17 protein-coding genes are annotated in these 16,544 nt (G+C 61.2%); 6 read left to right on the top strand and 11 right to left on the bottom strand.

Annotated elements, in window-relative coordinates:
- Positions 1 to 24: 24 nt before the first annotated feature.
- Complete coding sequence (locus tag PMI34_RS16625) at positions 25 to 618, bottom strand: nitroreductase family protein (protein WP_008049218.1); 594 nt, start codon at positions 616 to 618, stop codon at positions 25 to 27.
- Positions 619 to 782: 164 nt separating this feature from the next.
- Between PMI34_RS16625 and PMI34_RS16630 the strand changes: the two genes are divergently transcribed.
- A complete protein-coding gene (locus tag PMI34_RS16630) occupies positions 783 to 1,232 on the top strand; it encodes a YcgN family cysteine cluster protein (protein ID WP_008049216.1) in 450 nt (149 codons plus the stop codon).
- 35 nt (positions 1,233 to 1,267) lie between these two features.
- Positions 1,268 to 2,497 carry a hypothetical protein gene (locus tag PMI34_RS16635; protein ID WP_008049215.1) on the top strand — a complete coding sequence of 410 codons (1,230 nt, stop codon included), beginning with the start codon at positions 1,268 to 1,270 and terminating at the stop codon, positions 2,495 to 2,497.
- Positions 2,498 to 2,610: 113 nt separating this feature from the next.
- Here the strand turns inward: PMI34_RS16635 and PMI34_RS16640 are convergent, their stop codons facing one another.
- The 4 genes from PMI34_RS16640 to PMI34_RS16655 form a co-directional block, all read right to left on the bottom strand.
- Positions 2,611 to 2,988: a YgaP family membrane protein gene (locus PMI34_RS16640; protein ID WP_008049214.1), complete on the bottom strand. Its 378-nt coding sequence runs from the start codon at positions 2,986 to 2,988 to the stop codon at positions 2,611 to 2,613.
- Positions 2,989 to 3,068: 80 nt separating this feature from the next.
- The gene (locus PMI34_RS16645; RefSeq protein WP_007993783.1) at positions 3,069 to 3,539 is read right to left on the bottom strand and encodes an RNA methyltransferase; all 471 of its coding nucleotides are present in this window, start codon (positions 3,537 to 3,539) and stop codon (positions 3,069 to 3,071) included.
- A gap of 197 nt (positions 3,540 to 3,736) precedes the next feature.
- Positions 3,737 to 4,108 (bottom strand): YajD family HNH nuclease, encoded by a 372-nt coding sequence (locus PMI34_RS16650; RefSeq protein WP_007944009.1) that lies wholly within the window; start codon positions 4,106 to 4,108, stop codon positions 3,737 to 3,739.
- A 50-nt stretch (positions 4,109 to 4,158) separates the two neighbouring features.
- Positions 4,159 to 4,845 (bottom strand): spermidine synthase, encoded by a 687-nt coding sequence (locus PMI34_RS16655; RefSeq protein WP_008049204.1) that lies wholly within the window; start codon positions 4,843 to 4,845, stop codon positions 4,159 to 4,161.
- 95 nt (positions 4,846 to 4,940) lie between these two features.
- On the opposite strand from PMI34_RS16655, the gene PMI34_RS16660 reads away from it, so the two are divergent.
- Positions 4,941 to 5,231, top strand: a complete 291-nt coding sequence (locus tag PMI34_RS16660) for a hypothetical protein (RefSeq protein WP_008049201.1) — start codon at positions 4,941 to 4,943, stop codon at positions 5,229 to 5,231.
- On the opposite strand, the gene PMI34_RS16665 is transcribed toward PMI34_RS16660, so the two are convergent.
- Both PMI34_RS16665 and PMI34_RS16670 read right to left on the bottom strand, forming a co-directional pair.
- Complete coding sequence (locus PMI34_RS16665; RefSeq protein WP_032829589.1) at positions 5,228 to 5,701, bottom strand: cyclic nucleotide-binding domain-containing protein; 474 nt, start codon at positions 5,699 to 5,701, stop codon at positions 5,228 to 5,230. The genes PMI34_RS16660 and PMI34_RS16665 overlap by 4 nt on opposite strands.
- Before the next feature lie 251 nt (positions 5,702 to 5,952).
- Positions 5,953 to 8,007: a S9 family peptidase gene (locus tag PMI34_RS16670; protein WP_008049187.1), complete on the bottom strand. Its 2,055-nt coding sequence runs from the start codon at positions 8,005 to 8,007 to the stop codon at positions 5,953 to 5,955.
- Positions 8,008 to 8,222: 215 nt separating this feature from the next.
- Here PMI34_RS16670 and PMI34_RS16675 point away from each other — a divergent pair, with 215 nt between their 5' ends.
- Genes PMI34_RS16675 through PMI34_RS16685 form a run of 3 tightly spaced genes read left to right on the top strand, consistent with a single transcriptional unit; the run spans position 8,223 to position 10,085 of the window.
- Positions 8,223 to 8,720 (top strand): hypothetical protein, encoded by a 498-nt coding sequence (locus tag PMI34_RS16675; protein ID WP_008049186.1) that lies wholly within the window; start codon positions 8,223 to 8,225, stop codon positions 8,718 to 8,720.
- A gap of 32 nt (positions 8,721 to 8,752) precedes the next feature.
- Positions 8,753 to 9,529, top strand: coding sequence for a class II glutamine amidotransferase (locus PMI34_RS16680; RefSeq protein ID WP_008049185.1), 777 nt, complete (start codon positions 8,753 to 8,755; stop codon positions 9,527 to 9,529).
- Positions 9,530 to 9,542: 13 nt separating this feature from the next.
- A complete protein-coding gene (locus PMI34_RS16685) occupies positions 9,543 to 10,085 on the top strand; it encodes a DUF2937 family protein (RefSeq protein WP_008049184.1) in 543 nt (180 codons plus the stop codon).
- Positions 10,086 to 10,129: 44 nt separating this feature from the next.
- Here the strand turns inward: PMI34_RS16685 and PMI34_RS16690 are convergent, their stop codons facing one another.
- The 4 genes from PMI34_RS16690 to PMI34_RS16705 all read right to left on the bottom strand — a co-directional run bounded on the left by PMI34_RS16690 (position 10,130) and on the right by PMI34_RS16705 (position 16,422).
- Positions 10,130 to 12,241 (bottom strand): TonB-dependent receptor, encoded by a 2,112-nt coding sequence (locus tag PMI34_RS16690; RefSeq protein WP_008049183.1) that lies wholly within the window; start codon positions 12,239 to 12,241, stop codon positions 10,130 to 10,132.
- A 15-nt stretch (positions 12,242 to 12,256) separates the two neighbouring features.
- Positions 12,257 to 13,468, bottom strand: a complete 1,212-nt coding sequence (locus PMI34_RS16695) for an MFS transporter (RefSeq protein WP_008049182.1) — start codon at positions 13,466 to 13,468, stop codon at positions 12,257 to 12,259.
- Positions 13,458 to 15,380, bottom strand: a complete 1,923-nt coding sequence (locus PMI34_RS16700) for an IucA/IucC family protein (RefSeq protein WP_008049181.1) — start codon at positions 15,378 to 15,380, stop codon at positions 13,458 to 13,460. Before PMI34_RS16700 ends, PMI34_RS16695 begins: the two co-directional genes overlap by 11 nt.
- 112 nt (positions 15,381 to 15,492) lie before the next feature.
- Positions 15,493 to 16,422 carry a LysR family transcriptional regulator gene (locus PMI34_RS16705; RefSeq protein ID WP_007993803.1) on the bottom strand — a complete coding sequence of 310 codons (930 nt, stop codon included), beginning with the start codon at positions 16,420 to 16,422 and terminating at the stop codon, positions 15,493 to 15,495.
- Between the last annotated feature and the right edge of the window lie 122 nt (positions 16,423 to 16,544).

The following is a 16,544-nucleotide window of genomic DNA, read 5'->3' as shown; positions in this document are numbered from 1 at the left end:
TCCCACAGGGATTTTCAGTATGGCTTAGAGGGTGAAGTCGCCTTCAGCCGCCAGCTCGCTCAATGGACGACGCGGGCTTGGTTCTTCTCGGGCCTGCAGGTAATCCGCCAGGCTCGCCTTGTCCCCCAGCTTGCCCACGGCAACGGCGGCGTGCAGGGCGTAGCCTTCAGGAATGTTCAGCTCCTTGCGAGTAAGCTCCTGGTCGAAACCGGCCATGCCGTGGGTGTGCCAGCCGCTCAGGCTCGCTTGCAAGGCCAGGTGACCCCAGGCGGAACCGGTGTCGAAGGTGTGCCACAGGGCCGGGGTTTCTTCGCTGGCGCCAGGCGCGGTGAAGGTGGTTTTCGAAATCACGATCACCAGGGCCGAGGCGTGTTGCGCCCAGCTGCGGTTGAATTCGTTCAACAGGCCCAGGTAACGCTCCCAGTTCGGCGTGTCGCGACGTGCGTAAAGAAAGCGCCAGGGTTGCGAGTTGTAGGCCGAGGGTGCCCAGCGGGCGGCTTCGAAGAAGCTCAGCAGGGTTTGCTCTGGAATCGTTTCGCCAGTGAAGGCGCGGGGCGACCAGCGATCGGTGAACTGAGGGTGAATGGCGTAATCGGCAACGCGTGGGTTGGCACTCATCTAGAGATTCCTGGCTACGTTTGAAAGTGGGAGCAACGCAAAACCCTACTTGTCAGCGCAATAACTGACAAGCCCGTTCTACCGACAGTCGCCAATGCTTGGCCCGCGGGGCTGCGGGCACTAGACTGGCGGCCTTTTCACCACCTGATGTCGATACTCGAACCATGGCCGCCAAAGTAGAACCGTTCTGGATACGCAAGACCCTCGATCAACTCGATCAGGAGGAATGGGAGTCGCTGTGCGACGGCTGTGGATTGTGCTGCCTGCAAAAGCTTGAAGACGAAGACGACAACAGCGTCTATTACACGCGCATCGCCTGCAAACTGCTGGACCTGAAAACCTGCCAGTGCAAAGACTATCCCAACCGTCGTGACTCCGTACCGGACTGTATCCAGCTCACGCCGGGCAAGGCTGACGAATTCAAATGGCTGCCGCCGACCTGCGGCTATCGCCTGGTCAGCGAAGGCAAGGACCTGCCGTTGTGGCATCACCTGGTGTGCGGTGATCGCGATGCCGTTCATCACGAGGGGATCTCGCAGTCCGGGCGCATGCTCGCCGAAGGCAGCGTGCCGGAAGATGATTGGGAAGATCACCTGATTTTCCGCGCGGGCTGATGGCCTGAGGTTCAACATTTCACGAAGGAGTGTGTATGACTGTGGGATGGCGGCAGGCATGTGTCGTGGGATTACTGGCCGTGAAGGCGCCCGCATGGGCTGGGAACAAGGTAAACCTGGATTATCACGTGCACCTGTTGCCCCAGAGCGATCAGGCCGAAGTGCGCCTGACGCTCGCCCAGGGCTCGGCGGTACGCAGCCTGGATTTCAACCTCGGCGACGGCAGCCGCTACAGTGATTTCAAGGCTGACGGCCAATGGCAACTGACCCTCGGCAAAGCGGCGCGCGGTGTCTGGTATCCGACCGCCGACAAGGCCAGCCTGACCTACCGCGTGAACATCAGCCACGGGCGCAAGAGCGGCAGCGTCGACACGCGCATGACGCCAAACTGGGCGTTGATGCGCGGCGACGATCTGGTGCCGGCTGCCAGACTCGATCAACTGGACGGCATCGAACTGGTTGCACGCCTCGAATTCGAGCTGCCCGGTGGCTGGAAAAGCGTTGAAACCGCGTGGCCACGAATCGGCCCGAACAAATTCCGTATCGATAACCCTTCCCGACTGTTCGACCGGCCCACGGGCTGGATGCTCGCAGGCCAGCTCGGCAGCCGCCGTACTCGTCTGGGCGAGACCGAAGTCACCGTCGCTTCGCCGCTGGGGCAGGGCATGCGCCGCATGGATGTGCTGACGCTGCTGACCTTCGTCTGGCCGCAAGTGCAGGCTCTGTATCCGCGACACCCGGGCAAACTGCTGATCGTCGGGGCCAATGACCCAATGTGGCGCGGCAGCCAGTCGGCCCACGAGTCGATCTATCTCAACAGCCGTCTGCCGTTGGTCAGCGAAAGTGGCACTAGCGCCCTGGTCCGTGAGTTGGCCCAGGAGTTCGGGCGGATCAACGGCACCCGGCGCAGTGACTGGATCAGCGAAGGCTTTGCCGAGTATTACGCCATCGAGCTGGTGCGCCGGGCTGGCGGCATGAGCGATGAGCGCTTTGAGAACCTGCACGGCAAACTGGTCAAGAGCAGCCAGAAAGTCACCACGCTGCGCGGTGAGCAGGTCAGCCCGGCGCAGGTGGCCAGGGCGGTGGTGTTGCTGCAGGAACTGGACCGCGAGATTCGCCTGAAAACACACAACAAGCGTTCGCTGGATGATGTGTTGCGCGGGGCGATGCGGCTGGGGGATATCGATACCCAGGCGTTTGTTCAACTCAGCGAGAGCGTGATCGGTGGGTCTTCAAAAGTGCTCAGTACCGAGTTGATTCAGTAATACCGCCATTCGCGAGCAAGCCCGCTCCCACATTTGATCTGTGCCAGACACAAAACCAATGTGGGAGCGGGCTTGCTCGCGAAGAGGCCAGTAGCCTCACCGAAACTGTTGGATCAAACCCCGGCCTTCGGCGACTTCAACGAATCATTCCCGGTAACGGTCGCAGTTTTGGTCGCCGCTTCGGCATTGGCCTTCAGCGTCTTCAGCTCTTCACCCGCCCGCTGGATTTTCGCCCGCACGTTGTTCATGTCCTGACGGCCTTTCTCCAGCAGGCTTTTCGCCGAGCTGTGTCCGGTAATGCCACGGGCCAGGGCCACGCCGCCAATGGCCACCTGGATCAGGCCAAAGATCCCGCCACGCCGCAGGCCCTTGCCCACCATCACCACGCCGCCGGCCAGGGAGCCGACGCGTTCCCAGCCCTGCACGTTCTGTTCGGAAGGGCTCTGGAACGGGGTGGATTCGATACGCTCGACGCGTTTGAGTTCGCTCATGGTCTGTCTCCAGGCTTCAGGGGTCGATAGTCAAGCTGACTGCCGTGGCGGGCAGCTTGTTCAATCGGATGTGCGGCGATTCAGCGGAATTTTGGCCCGGAGCGGGTATTGAGTCCTTTGGACATGCGGTCGTAGAGCACGACGTTGACTGTGGCGGCCAGGTTCATGCAGCCGGTGGTCGGAATGTAGACCACGTCTTCGCACCAGTCGCGAATCTCTTTATCCAGCGATCCGTCTTCCGGGCCGAAGATGTAGAGCGCGCGATCCGGGTGGGTGTATTCCGGCAACGGGCGGGCGCCCTCGACCAGTTCCACGGCGACGGGCACACAATTGAGCGGCAGGATTTTCTTCAGGTCGTCGATGCCGATCAGCGGGATGTCGTAGTGCACGCGCTTGGTATCGGTGACGAAGTCGGCGGCGCGCTCATAGCGCTTGCCGGTGTAGAACACCGACGCCACGCCGTAACAGCCAGCGGCGCGCATCACCGAACCGACGTTCTCCGGTGATTTGGGGTTATACAAACCAATGCAGCTGTACCGTTTGTCTGCCACGAGCGGGGTGCCTTTCGGGAAAAAAGCGCGATTATACGGGGATTGGGGGAGGGCGGGCAGATTCAAGACTTGTGGAGTCTGAGCGATTGCTTTCGCGGGCAAGCCCGCTCCCACAGTTGACCGAGGTGTCCAGACGGGCGCGGATCAATGTGGGAGCGGGCTTGCCCGCGAAGAGGTCAGTTCAGGCGCTGAAGATATCAGTCTTCTTTCTTCATCAATCCGGCGAGCGCCGCAAACGGGTTGTGCGTGGCCTTGGCGATTTTCGGCGTGCTGAGGGAGCCTTCGCCGAAATACTGCTGGTCGGTATAACGCGAGTGCTCGTTATCGTGGCAGTACAGGCACAACAGCTCCCAGTTCGAGCCGTCCTGCGGGTTGTTGTCGTGGTTGTGGTCACGGTGGTGCACGGTCAGTTCGCTCAGGCGCTTGCCGGAGAATTCACGGGCGCAGCGGCCACAGACGTGCGGGTACATCTTCAGGGCCTTGTCGCGGTAGCCCATTTCCTTGTCACGCTGGTTGTCGGCGAGGATGCGATCCAGCTTCGAGGTGTTGGTCGGGGTGGACGAACTCATGGGTTCACCTTTGTAGAAAGACTAATGACGGTTATAGGGTGAAGTTTAGCCTAGCCCTTGAGCTTCTCGGCAATCCAGATGGTGTGGCGGGTGCCCTTGTTGCCGTGGGCGAAGACCTGCACTTCCTCGGCCTTGAAACCCGCTTTCTTCAGTTTGTCGGAAAAATGCCGGTCAGCGCTGGCCGACCAGACGGCCAGCACGCCTTTTGGTCTCAGGGCCTTGGCGCAGGCACTGAGGCCGCCGGCGGAGTACAGCCAGCTGTTGGCTTTCTGGGTCAGGCCTTCGGGGCCATTGTCGACGTCGAGCATGATGGCATCGAAACCCTGGGGCTCGGCCTGCAGGACTTTGGCCACGTCCTCCATGCGAATCACGGTCCGCGGATCTTGAAGCGGGTTTCCGGCTTTCTCGCCGAGTGGCCCGCGATTCCATTCCACAACGCCAGGCACCAATTCAGCGACCACCACTTCGGCGGTCTTGCCCAGGTGCTTGAGCGCCGAAGCGAGGGTGAAGCCCATGCCCAGGCCGCCGATGAGCACCCGTGAATCCGCTCGACCGGCGACCTTGCGACACGGGATCTCGGCCAGGGCATCTTCGGAGCCGTGCATGCGTGTGTTCATCAGTTGTCCGCCATCGCCGCCCTGGATCTTGATGACAAAATCCTCGCCGTATTCGAACAGGCACAGGGCGCCGCCGTTTTCAGGGATGGGGGTGGTGTCCAGCAGAACGAAACGTTTCATGGGGCTCACTTGAAGAAAATTGGCAGAACTCGGGAGGGCAAACAGACGCAGTTGGGAGTAGCCTGTTTATGACGACAAGGCCAACGGAGCCATTGATGAAGCGCACCATTCTAACGGTCATTGCCCTGGCCGCGCTCTCGATAACTGCAGTGCAGGCTCAACAGCTGCAATCGATTCCCGTCAGCCCCGCGCCGATGCCCGGTTCGCCCGGCACCGCGACGCCCACGCCCTACCCGCAGATCAGCCCGGCACCTTTGCCTAAAGTCGGCCCCGGCAGTAGCGGTCCGCCGTTGGTGCCGATCGAAATGCCGAGCCCGCCAACCAAGGACCAGCCCGTGCCGGGGATCGAGCCCAATCCGCCGAAAGTCAAGTCGCCGGGCGGCTAGACCTGCTGGGAAAGCAGTTGGCCGTCGGCCATGCGCAGGCGTTTGGAAAGGGACACGGCGAGGGCGCGGATGATCTTGGCGGCGATTTTCGGTGCGTCGTTGAGCATCTTTTCCAGCGAGTCCTTGCCCAGGTTGAGCAACTGGCAGTTGCTCGCGGCCACGCAACTGGCCGAGCGCCGTTCACCATCAAGCACGGCCATTTCGCCGAACGAGCGGCCGCTGCGCAGCGTGGCGATGGTCACTCGGTGCCCGTCAGCGTTGGTTTTCTGCACCGCCACCTGACCGGTGTGGATGATGCACATGAAACTGCCCGCATCGCCCTCGTGGAAGATCTCCTCGCCCTGGGCAATGGTGCTGATACTGAAGTAGCCCGAAGCCGCGGCGAAGTCCACCGGCAGCAGTTGATTGAACAGGCCGCAATCCATCAGCCAGTCGCGAATTTCGTTGTTCAGAAAGGTTGGTTCAGACATGTCGTCACGGTCTTTTTTGTTGTGTCTGTTACGGGTTCGGGCGTCCACCATTTCTTGTAGCAGCTGGCGAAGCCGGCGTCCGGCTGCGTAGCAGACGTAAAAACATGCACCGCGGTATTGCGGTTAATCCGCGTCGTCCGGATAAACGACTGCTGCGCAGCCGGACGCAGGCTTCGCCAGCTGCTACAAGGGGAGTGTGAAGACAGGACCCGGTGTGCTGGTCTTAAGACCAGCACATCGGCCCAGGTTCCTCAGGCAATACCCAGAACCTTGAACAAAAATGCATATTCGAGTGCTACGTCACGCAATCCCTGATATCGACCGCTCATCCCGCCATGCCCGGCACCCAGTTCAGTCTTGAGCAGCAGGGGATTGCTGTCGGTCTTGGTCGCACGCAATTTCGCTACCCATTTGGCCGCTTCCCAGTACTGCACGCGGCTGTCGTTGTAGCCGGCGATCACCAGAGTCGCCGGATAGGCTTGCGCGGTGACGTTTTCGTACGGGGCGTAGGCCTTGATCCGATCATGGACGTCCGGTTCTTCAGGGTTACCCCACTCGTCGTATTCCGTCACGGTCAATGGCAGGTCAGGGTCGAGCATGGTGTTGAGCACGTCGACGAACGGCACTTCGGCGATGGCGGCGCCAAACAGCTGCGGCCGTTGATTGAGCACCGCGCCGATCAGCAAGCCCCCGGCGCTGCCGCCACTGATCGCCAATTGCGGTGCAGTGGTGAAGCCTTGGGCGATCAGGTGCTCGGCGCAGGCTATAAAGTCGCTGAAGGTGTTGTGCTTGTGCTCCTGCTTGCCGGCGCGATACCAGGCTTCCCCCAGTTCGCCGCCGCCACGCACGTGGGCAATGGCAAACGCCATGCCGCGATCCAGCAGGCTCAGGCGCGCATGGGAAAACCACGGGTCGAGGCTTTCGCCGTAGGCACCATAGCCGTAGAGGTACAGCGGCACGGGTTTGCCCAGGTCTGCGCGTTTGATCACCAGGCTGATGGGCACTTGCGTGCCGTCCGGCGCGGTGGCCCACAGGCGTTGGCTGACATAGGCGTCGGCATCGAAGGGGCCGAGCACCGGGGTTTGCTTGAGGACTTTCTGCTCACCGGTCGCCAGTTCAAGTTGGCGGATTTGCGCCGGACGATTCAAGGCTTCGTAGCGCAGGCGAATCCGGTCGCTTTCGAACTCCAGGCTGTTTTGCACGTGCAGGCTGTAGGCCGCATCCGGCAGTTGCACGCGATAAGGCGCCAGGCCTTGTGGGTGAACTTCAATGACCGGCAAGCCGCCAACCCGCAGGCTCAGGGTCATGGCCCCGGTGTTCAGGCTGATGCCGTCGATCATCACCGTATCACTGTGGGGGATCAGGTTCTGCCAGTCGGCTTCGGTGGGAGCGGCGCCGTTATCGACGGCGGTGTACAAGGCGAAATTGATACCGTCACGGTTGCTGCGAATGAACCAGGTCCTTTGACCGTCGAGTACGCCGTGGTCGACGTCGTACTCATGATCCTCGACCCGTGGCGCGATGCAGGTAAAGGCTTGCTGCGGCTGGTTGGCGTCGAGGACCCAGACTTCGCTGGTGGTCTTGCTGCCCACGGACAGCAGCAATTGCTGCTCGGAGCTTGAACGGTAGCAATGCATGAAGAAGCGCCCGTCTGGCTCATGGAACACTTCTTCGGCCGCCGTGCCGTCCAGGCGATAGCGATACAGCTTGTGCGGGCGATGGGTGTCATCCAGTTCGCCAAAGAACAGCGTCAGGCTGTCGTTGGCCCAGGTCATGCTGCCGTCGCAGTCCTGGAATTCCAGTTCGCTGACACGGCCGTCGGACAATTCCTTCACGAACAGCGTGTAAATCTCATCGCCACTGGAGTCGATGCTGTAGGCCAGACGCTGATGGTCCGGGCTGATGCTGAACGCACCCAGGGAAAAGAAGCCGCCGCCCGCCAGTTCGTTCGGGTCCAACAGCAGCAGTTCGCGGCTTTCGTCGAGGGTCAGGCTGTCATCGGCCGGACGCGGGCAGCGGTAGTGCCGGGCGTACTCATCGCCCGCCGTGGTGCGGGTGTAATACAGATAGGGGCCCCACGGCGAGGGCAGGGACAGATCGGTCTCGAGAATCCGCCCCTTGATTTCCTCGAACAGGGTTTCACGCAGCTCGGCCTGGTCGGCGGTTTGCGCTTGCTGATAGCTGTTTTCAGCCTTCAGGTAGTCAAGCACTGCCTTGGTGTCGCGCTCTTGCAGCCAGGCATACGGGTCGGAGCCATCAGCCATGTGGGCAATCGGAGCGTCTTGAATGTTGGTGGATAGGGGCATGAAGGGCTCTCGAACAGTGTGCGAAATAGGGGCCTGGCAACCTGTGGGAGCGGGCTTGCTCGCGAAGGCGTTGGGTCAGTCAATATCATTGTTGAATGATAAGCCGCATTCGCGAGCAAGCCCGCTCCCACATGGATAGCGCTCAACAGTCAGGCATTGATGCAGCCTGATGGGCGAAAAGCCGTTATCATAAGCGCCTCTTTGCCTGCCTTGCCATGGACACCATGACCGAGAACGACTATCTGATCGCTTGGGGCCTCTACGCCTTCGCCGCTTTGGGCTGCCTGTTGGTGTGGATGCGCTTGACCCGCTGGATGTGGCGTTGGCTACGTGAGCCACTGCGGCTGGCGATGGCGGTGCTGTTGTTCAGCCCGACCATCATCGACCCGGTCAAGGATAAAGTCGCACCGGCCGTCGCCATTACCGCGCTCGACCTGCTGTTCAAGGTCGGCAACAACGCCTGGCGGGCGATTTCCGATCTGTTCATGTACGGCATGATCGCGTTCGGCCTCTATCTGGTGCTGGTGGCGATCCGTTTCCCCATCGAGCGTGCCTCCAACGCCCGCAAGGAACGTGAGGCCGTCGCCAAAGCCTCCGTCCGTGCCGACGAGCCCGAGGACGATCAACCGTTCGGTGGTGCCGGCGATGATCGTTACGGTCGTCCGCCCGTACCGAGCAGCCCTCAGCGGATGCGAGTCGAACCCCGTCTGTAACCTTGCCCCTGCGATTGAGCGAGAGTCCGAGCATGTGTGAGTTATTGGGCATGAGCGCCAATGTCCCGACCGATATCGTGTTCAGCTTCACCGGGCTGATGCAGCGCGGTGGACGCACCGGCCCGCACCGCGATGGCTGGGGTATTGCCTTCTACGAAGGCCGTGGGCTGCGGCTGTTCCAGGATCCGGCGGCAAGCAGCGAGTCGGAAGTCGCGAACCTGGTGCAGCGCTATCCGATCAAGAGCGAAGTGGTGATCGGGCACATCCGCCAGGCCAACGTTGGCAAGGTCTGCCTGTCCAACACGCATCCGTTCGTCCGTGAACTGTGGGGGCGCAACTGGTGTTTCGCCCACAACGGCCAGTTGGCGGATTTTCAGCCAGCGGCCAGTTTCTATCGCCCCGTGGGTGATACCGACAGCGAAGCGGCGTTCTGCGATTTGCTCAACCGTGTGCGTGCGGCGTTCCCCGAACCGGTCGAGATCGAAGCGTTGCTGCCGGATCTGGTGGCCGCTTGTGCCGAGTACCGCAGCAAAGGTGTATTCAACTGCCTGCTCAGCGATGGCGACTGGCTGTTCTGCTATTGCTCGACCAAACTGGCGCAAATCACCCGTCGCGCACCGTTTGGCCCGGCGCGCTTGAAAGATGTCGACGTGATCGTCGACTTTCAGGCCGAAACCACACCCAACGATGTGGTCACCGTCATCGCCACCGAACCCCTGACCGAAAACGAAACCTGGACCCGCTACGAACCGGGTCAATGGAGCCTGTGGCGACGCGGCGAATGCGTCAGTCAGGGCAAGACCGAATAAGGATCTGCTTTCCATGTTGCTCAGTTATCTACGGCTGGTGTTGTTTGCGGCGGGCCTGTTGATCGGTGTCCAGGTGCCGGGCTTCATCAACGATTACGCCAAGCGTGTCGAAGCCCATCTGATCGAGGCGCAAGCCGGGTTGAGCGGCTTTCAGAACACCGCCAATCAGTTCTTCAAGGGTGACATGCAGGCCCTGGTGGCCCATTACAGCGCCAGCGAGGACCCGATCTTCCGTAGCGACGCCGACAGCCTGAGCAACCTGTTGACCCGTCAACTGGCGCTGGACAAGCAGTTCCAGGCGATGCAGGGGCCGTGGTACATCCGCTTCCTGCAAGTGGTGCTGGCTGCCGATCCTGACATTCGCAAGGAAACCTGGAATGGCTACAGCTACCAGATCCTGTTGACGCCCGAAGCGATGATCTGGGGCATGAGTGGCGCAATGCTGCTGTCGTTTGGCCTTGAGTGCCTGTATCGCTTGATCGACTGGGTGGTGCTGGGCGGTAAACGCCTGCGCCAGAGCCGGCCGATCGAAGAGCGGGATTTACGCGGTTTGTAACACCGTCGAACGTCAGGGAGCCGGCAAGCCGGCTCCCTGCCTGGTTACCAATCAATCGAATAGGTCATGCTCAAGGTACGGCCTTCGGCATTGGGGTATGGCGCTCTGGCATTGGCCTGGGCGAACAGGTTGACGTACGTGCGGTTGGTCAGGTTGTACACCCCGCCTTCCAGGCGACCGACCGGCAGGTACACGGAGCCGAGCAGGTCCACCAGCGTATAGCCTTCGATGTCGCGTCCGTTGTTGTCCTTGGCGGCAGCGTCGTAGCTGGACAGGTGCATGCCTTGCAGGCGCAAGTTGTAGTCGTCTTCGGTGTAGCCGACGAACAGCGTGGTTTTGGCCGGTGAAATACGTGTTGCCGGCAGATCGATCCATTTCCCGTTCTGCTGGGTCTCGCCTTTGGCCCAGGCATAGGTGCCACCCACCGACCAGTGATCGGTCGCGCGGTAGGTCAGGCTGTTTTCGATGCCGCGAACCCGTTCCTTCTGGTTGATCAGACGCAAGACACGGTCATTGGCATCGTAGAACTGGGTCACGTCCGAGGTGTTTTCATAGACGGTGACGTCGGCCTGCCACTGGTCCCAGTCACCGCGCCAGCCCAGCTCGTAGCTGTCGACCTTGATGGCCTGGGCGTTGAGGCTCTGGATGTCGAAGGTGCTGTTCACGTCACGCAGGAAGCGCTGAATGTCCGGCAGCGAAAACCCCTGGCTGAAATTGGCGAAGACGTCCTGGTTTTCACTCAGGTGATAGACCGCGCCCAGGTTATAGAGCGTGGCGTCGTATTTGAGGGTGTCACCGGGCAGGATGGCGCGTACGCCGGTCTGGACGATTTGACCGTAAGCGATGCTGTCGGAGACCTCGCTTTCGATCCATTCGCGGCGCACACCGCCACGCAAGGTCCAGTCACCGATGTCCCAGGACATCTGTCCGAACAGCGCCTTGGTGGTGGTTTCGATATCCGGGCCCATCTCGTAAGTGGTGCCAGTCTTGGTGTAGGTCAGCCCTTTGAGGGTGTATTGGTCTCCGCGCTGGCGGGAGCGTTCGTGATCATAGTCGGCGCCCCAGACCAGGTTGCCTGTGGCGCTGCCGATGGCCGGCAACGGCGTGTCGACGGCTGCACGCAGGCCGTAAACATCCTGCACGCTGTTGTTGTCGGCGATCCCGGCCTTGCCCCGCGACAGGTCCGGGAAGAACAGCGCGTCGGCCCGGCGCCAGTAGCTTTCCAGTTGCAGGCCCTGGCCGTAGAAGTCGTTGTCGGTGTAGTTGAGGTTGGCTGCCTGGTTATGGGTGTAGGGCTGGTCGTCGAGTTTCAGTCCTTTGACCGCCACGGCCTCTTGCAGGTTTTTCGGGTTTTTTGTGTAGCCAGTGTCCTGCTGGTCCTTGTAGTCCTGCAACGACAGGCTGAGTTTCTTATCGGCATCCAGTTCGTAACCGAAACGACCTTGCAGGTCATAGGTTTCGGTGTCCATGTTGCTGCCCTGGGATGTGTCCTGAGGGATGCGATTGCCGTTGCCGTCGTACTGATCGTTGCGCTGGGTCAGGTCGGCGGATACGTACCAGTCCAGGGCATCCTTGCGCCCGGTCGCACTCTGAAAGGCCTCGTAGGCGAAACCTTTGCTGTTGAGGTTGTTGCCGGTGGTCAGGCCCAGTTTGCTGCTGTAGGCAAGGTCCTGACCCTGGTTGCGCTTGGTGATGATGTTGATGATGCCGCCCGAAGCACCGGCACCATAAATGCTGCTGGCGCCGGAAACCACCTCGATACGTTCGATACTGGCCGGTGCGATGCTGTTGAGCTGGCGGAAGTTGTCACGGGTGGCGTTCTGCGACACGCCGTCGATCAACACCAGCATGTTGCGCCCGCGCAGGGTCTGGCCGAAGTTGCTCATCCCGCCGCTGGACGGCGCCAGGCCGGGAACCAGTTGCCCCAGAATGTCGGAGACCCGACGCCCGGCGCCACTCTGTTGGCGGATCTGTTGTTCGTCGATCACCTGGACCGAGCCTGGAATCGAGGCAATGGTCGCTTCGCTACGCGTCGCGGAAACGACAGTGGCCTGCATGTTCAATGTGCCGGGTTGCTGTTCGGTGTCCTCGGCCCAGGTCTGGGCGCTGACGGAGCCGAGCAGCGGAATCAGCAATGAAAGTTTGGTTCGGGTCATGAGAGGGTCTTTTTTTTAGTCGTGATAAGTGTGGGTAGATAAAACTGCGGGGGCAGGTGTGGAGGTGAATGAGCGCACCCAGCGGATCCCGATGGCGGCCAGTGCGTAGGTCAACGCCACCAGCCAGAAACTGTGGGCCAGCCCGACCAGCCCCATGCCGATCCCGCCGAGGACGGCACCGAGCAGGGCGCCAGCCTTGGCCGCGCTGTTGCCCAGGCCGAGGGCAAAACCCTGTTGGCTTGAAGACACGGTGTTGGCGATCAGTGCATAGGCGACGGGGAGCAGTGCGCCTTGCCAGATGCCCCAGACCAGCCGGCTGACGAGAAAACCCAGCCATTCGTTGGCCAGTGCCGTGGCCGCTAGCGTCAGGGCGCAGAGCCAGGCAACGCCTTCGATGACGCGCAAGGTGTAAGCCGGCTGCCAGCGGTCGAACAGACGCCCCCACAGCGGTGCGCAAATGGCCAGGGTCGCGGCGCTCGCCGCGTAAGTAGCGCCGATCAGCCAGCCGGGCGCGTGCAGAATGTCGGCGACGTACAGCGCGTAGAAGGGTTGCGGCATCATCTTCGCGGCTTGAATCAACACGATCACCAACAGGATTCCACCGAGCCAGCCTTTAGGCAGGGCCACCGGCGCAACCGGTTTCTTCGTCGAGGCTCGCGCCTTGTCGGCCGGCAGGAAAAAGCTCCCCAGTGCACACAGCAGGCAAACCGCCGTCGCGCCATAACAGAGCAGGGCAAACCCCGATATGTCCATCAGCCAGCCGCCCAGTACCGGGCCGATCAACGAGCCGACGGCGGTCGCCGATTGCAGACGGGCCAGGGTGTGACCGCGCCGGGAGCTGTCGCAGCAGGCCAGGGCATAGGCTTGCGCGGCGGCGAGAAACCCGGCCAATGCGCCTTGCATCACGCGAATGCCCACCAGCAGCCACGGGTCGAGGGTAATGGCCGCCAGCCCTTGGCACAGCGCAAGTGCCAGCAACGCCCGAACGATCATCGGCTTGTGTCCGGTGCGATCACCCAACCGCCCCCATGCGGGCGTCAGTAGCATGGCCGCCAGCATCGGGCCGGCATAGACCAGCGCCGACAGCAGCGAGGTGTAGCCGGCGCCCTCTGGCCCAAGCAGATGCTGGATCTGCAAGGGCCAGAACGGACCGCTCATTTCCATTGCACCCATGGAGACAAACTGGATGACGATCAGCAGTCGCAACGCACGACCATCAGCGAGCATCGGCGTTGGTTCGCAGCGGGTTGCTCAAGCGTCCGACGATGTCGGCGTGGCTGTCGTGCAAGCGCATGCGCATGAACGATTTAGCCGGCCAATCCTGTTCCAGCAGCGCCTGACGCTCGCTTTCCCAGCGCGCCGGTTCGACGTGCTCGCGCACGCTTTCGAAGCACTGCTCAACGTGCGTAGCCAAGCGCTGCCAAAGGATATTTTCCGGCACATTCCAGTGGCGGGCGCAGAGCAACGTCAACTCCCCGAGGTGGCACATGAACGTGGTGTGCAGGAGCTTGTCGCGGACAAATCCGGCGTCGTCGTACAGGGTCATTTTCGGATCGTGCAGCTGGATATCCAGACCCTTGGCGTGCAGGGTCTTGCGATCAATGCGAATGTCGCCGAAGTCACGCAGTAACAGCCGATTCAACTGCCCGTCCGCGCCCATTACCATGAAGCTGTTTTGCTGGTGCGCTTCGAACGCCACGCCATACATCAGGTAGATGCCCAGCAGGCTCGGGACGGCAATCGACAGGTAATCATCGAAGAACGCCAGCATGGCCTCGCTGTCGTCACGGCCCTGAGCCAGTTGCACCCAGTCACGCAGCAACGGTTGTTCGAATTCGTTGACGGCGAACAGGCTGCCGACCGGCACGGCCAGTTCGCCTTCCTGCAGCAGGGTCAGCGGGTTGTCGCGGTACAGCACAGCGGCATGCCGGGACCGTTCGTCATTGGCCGGTTGTGGTGCGTAGTGGACGCCGATGCGCTCCGGCACGATGTTCAGCAGGCGCTGAATCTGCGGTTCATGATCGAGAATCTGCAGTATCAGTTGGCTGATGCGCGGTCCCATCCGGGCCGAGCGCGGCGACACGGTGCGCTGCACACTGGTCAGTCGCAGGGCCACCGGCAGTTTGACCATCGGCGCAACGCGGCTGGCCTCTGGTACGACCGTGCGGAAGGACATGGTCGGGTGGCCAGTGAAGGCAACGATGTCGGTGATGATCAGCAGGTTGTCGGCGATCTCGCCGGCGAACGAATTGGGCAGTTCTTCATTGGCTTGCCATGGGTGCGACGGCAGCGGGAGGTAGTCTGCTGCCTCCAGGCCCAGTTGCTGCAAATGGCGCTGCAATTGTTCGGCGGCTTGCGGGAAGTGGCCTTGCCACCAGTCCCAGTAATCGGCGGTGCCGGCCAGTGACTCGACGTGTGTGTACTGACGGTGCAGGGCGCACAGCACAATCGGAAAACTCGCTTCGAATTCCGGCGAGAAAGCGATGACCTGTGCGGCGCTCAAGCCCAGTTTGGTCTTGTAGTTCGGATGCCAGGGATGGCCGAGCGTGCCCCACTGTTCGAGCAGTGACGTCGGGTTCTGGTGGTCGGGGCTGGCTTTGAGCCAGGCGAGCAGATTGTTGTCGTGCCGGGTGTCGATCTGCTCTCGCAGGCGCTCGGTCCATCCATGGTGGAACGCCAGGCACAGGGTGTCGTTGCTGTAGCTATCGTCCAGCTCGCAGGCCAGACGTTCCAGTACCTGCGGGGAGGCGGGCGGGTTGAGCTGAGTGCCGAGGTGAGCGAGCAGTTCACTGGGCAACTGGATTTTGTGGGGCAGGCTGTCGGGGGTGTGCAGGACGATGCTGCCGCGCACGTCCCAGCTGTTCATTCTTCCGCCCGACAGGTGATCGAAGCAAAGGTGCGCACCGTCGCCAAGCGGCAGCCAGCAACGGCTGTCGTTGTCGTATTCGCAGGCGTCGGGGTTGATCAGACCTTCGCGAAACAGCGCCTGGATCAGGCGTTGGAAGCAGCGCTGGGCGGCGGGCTCCAGGGCATTGCTCAAATGGTCGAGGGTGATGCGGTGGGACTGAAAGGCCTGAGTGCCGAGGGCTTCGCTCCAGTGCGAGAGCAATTGCTGCTGTTTTTGCGTGTAAGCGCGCATCAAGTCCGACTCCTTCAGGACAGTGGTTTAGCTGAATGCGCGCAGAGAATACATTTTTCAAATTATAATGCAAATGATAGTAATTCCTACTTGTGGTGTGGAGAAATCCTCCTCAGAGTCTGGCCTGGGGTTTGCTCAAGACCATGTAGTGCTCGCCCACCTTCTGCGCATAGTGCTCCACCACGTTCTGACACAAGGTCACGATCTCTTCGACCCACTCTGCGCCGACCCGCCATGACACCACTACTTGCAGGTTGGGCGGGCGTTGGTCGATTGCCAGCAAGGTCAATTCGCCGCGGGCCAGTTCTTCGCTGACCAGCACTGGCGGTAACGCACCAATACCGAAGCCGTCACGCAGCAATCGGGTGATCGCCGACACCGAGTTCACGCAGTTGAGCCGTGGCGCGAGCACGCCATTGGCCTGCATCAGGCTGAGCACGTCCTGATGAGGATGGGAGTTTTTCGAGTAGGTAATGATTCGCTCACGCGCCAGTTCGGCGACGTTCGTGTAATTGCGGTTGTAGATCGAGTTGCTGGCGACGATCCAGCCAATCGGGTGGCTGGCCAGTTCCAGGCTGCGCACGCTTTCCTGGCGCAGCAGGTCGGTTTGCAGGATTACATCGAGAAAGCCTTTTTGCAGCTGATCGCAGAGGTTGAGCGAGGTATCGGCCACCAGCTCGATTTCCACCAGCGGGTAGTGATCGGTCATCTGCGCCACCAGCGGGCTGAGCCAGGTGTGGATCACCGTGTCCATCACGCCGATGCGCACCCGTCCTGCCTTGCTCGAACGGGTCTCGATCGACTGCTTGAGTGCCTGCATGGTGTCCATCATCTGCTCGGCGTAATCGAGCACCTTGAGGCCTTCGGGCGTCAGGCTCACGCCGCGCGAATCCCGCAAAAACAGCTTTACCCCAAGCTCGCCTTCAAGCACTGCGATACGGCTGGAAATCGAGGCCTGGGTGGTGAAGAGCTTGTCTGCGGTCAGGCGAAAACTCTTGAGTCGGGCGACCCAGACAAAGGTCTCGAGAAACTTCAGGTTCATGGGATAAAGATTTCTTATGCCTAAGGCGGGGTTTTATTAGTTGGACTCAGCAGGGGTGCGGGTCCAAGAATCGACGCATCCGGTTCCCACGATAGGCGTCGTCGGGGCTCAGAACAATACCA

It is taken from the genome of Pseudomonas sp. GM74, assembly GCF_000282455.1.
Lineage (GTDB): Bacteria > Pseudomonadota > Gammaproteobacteria > Pseudomonadales > Pseudomonadaceae > Aquipseudomonas.
Note: the sequence above shows the minus strand (reverse complement) of the source record. Positions and strands in the feature narration are given on the sequence as shown.

Excerpts from the sequence above, each read along its gene's own strand:
- PMI34_RS16655 (WP_008049204.1), bottom strand. The coding sequence starts at position 4,845 with ATGAAACGTTTCGTTCTGCTGGACACCACCCCCATCCCTGAAAACGGC.
- PMI34_RS16675 (WP_008049186.1), top strand. The coding sequence starts at position 8,223 with ATGGACACCATGACCGAGAACGACTATCTGATCGCTTGGGGCCTCTAC.
- PMI34_RS16640 (WP_008049214.1), bottom strand. The coding sequence starts at position 2,988 with ATGAGCGAACTCAAACGCGTCGAGCGTATCGAATCCACCCCGTTCCAG.
- PMI34_RS16700 (WP_008049181.1), bottom strand. The coding sequence starts at position 15,380 with ATGCGCGCTTACACGCAAAAACAGCAGCAATTGCTCTCGCACTGGAGC.
- PMI34_RS16695 (WP_008049182.1), bottom strand. The coding sequence starts at position 13,468 with ATGCTCGCTGATGGTCGTGCGTTGCGACTGCTGATCGTCATCCAGTTT.
- PMI34_RS16660 (WP_008049201.1), top strand. The coding sequence starts at position 4,941 with ATGAAGCGCACCATTCTAACGGTCATTGCCCTGGCCGCGCTCTCGATA.
- PMI34_RS16670 (WP_008049187.1), bottom strand. The coding sequence starts at position 8,007 with ATGCCCCTATCCACCAACATTCAAGACGCTCCGATTGCCCACATGGCT.
- PMI34_RS16665 (WP_032829589.1), bottom strand. The coding sequence starts at position 5,701 with ATGTCTGAACCAACCTTTCTGAACAACGAAATTCGCGACTGGCTGATG.
- PMI34_RS16625 (WP_008049218.1), bottom strand. The coding sequence starts at position 618 with ATGAGTGCCAACCCACGCGTTGCCGATTACGCCATTCACCCTCAGTTC.
- PMI34_RS16630 (WP_008049216.1), top strand. The coding sequence starts at position 783 with ATGGCCGCCAAAGTAGAACCGTTCTGGATACGCAAGACCCTCGATCAA.
- PMI34_RS16650 (WP_007944009.1), bottom strand. The coding sequence starts at position 4,108 with ATGAGTTCGTCCACCCCGACCAACACCTCGAAGCTGGATCGCATCCTC.
- PMI34_RS16635 (WP_008049215.1), top strand. The coding sequence starts at position 1,268 with ATGACTGTGGGATGGCGGCAGGCATGTGTCGTGGGATTACTGGCCGTG.
- PMI34_RS16685 (WP_008049184.1), top strand. The coding sequence starts at position 9,543 with ATGTTGCTCAGTTATCTACGGCTGGTGTTGTTTGCGGCGGGCCTGTTG.
- PMI34_RS16705 (WP_007993803.1), bottom strand. The coding sequence starts at position 16,422 with ATGAACCTGAAGTTTCTCGAGACCTTTGTCTGGGTCGCCCGACTCAAG.
- PMI34_RS16680 (WP_008049185.1), top strand. The coding sequence starts at position 8,753 with ATGTGTGAGTTATTGGGCATGAGCGCCAATGTCCCGACCGATATCGTG.
- PMI34_RS16690 (WP_008049183.1), bottom strand. The coding sequence starts at position 12,241 with ATGACCCGAACCAAACTTTCATTGCTGATTCCGCTGCTCGGCTCCGTC.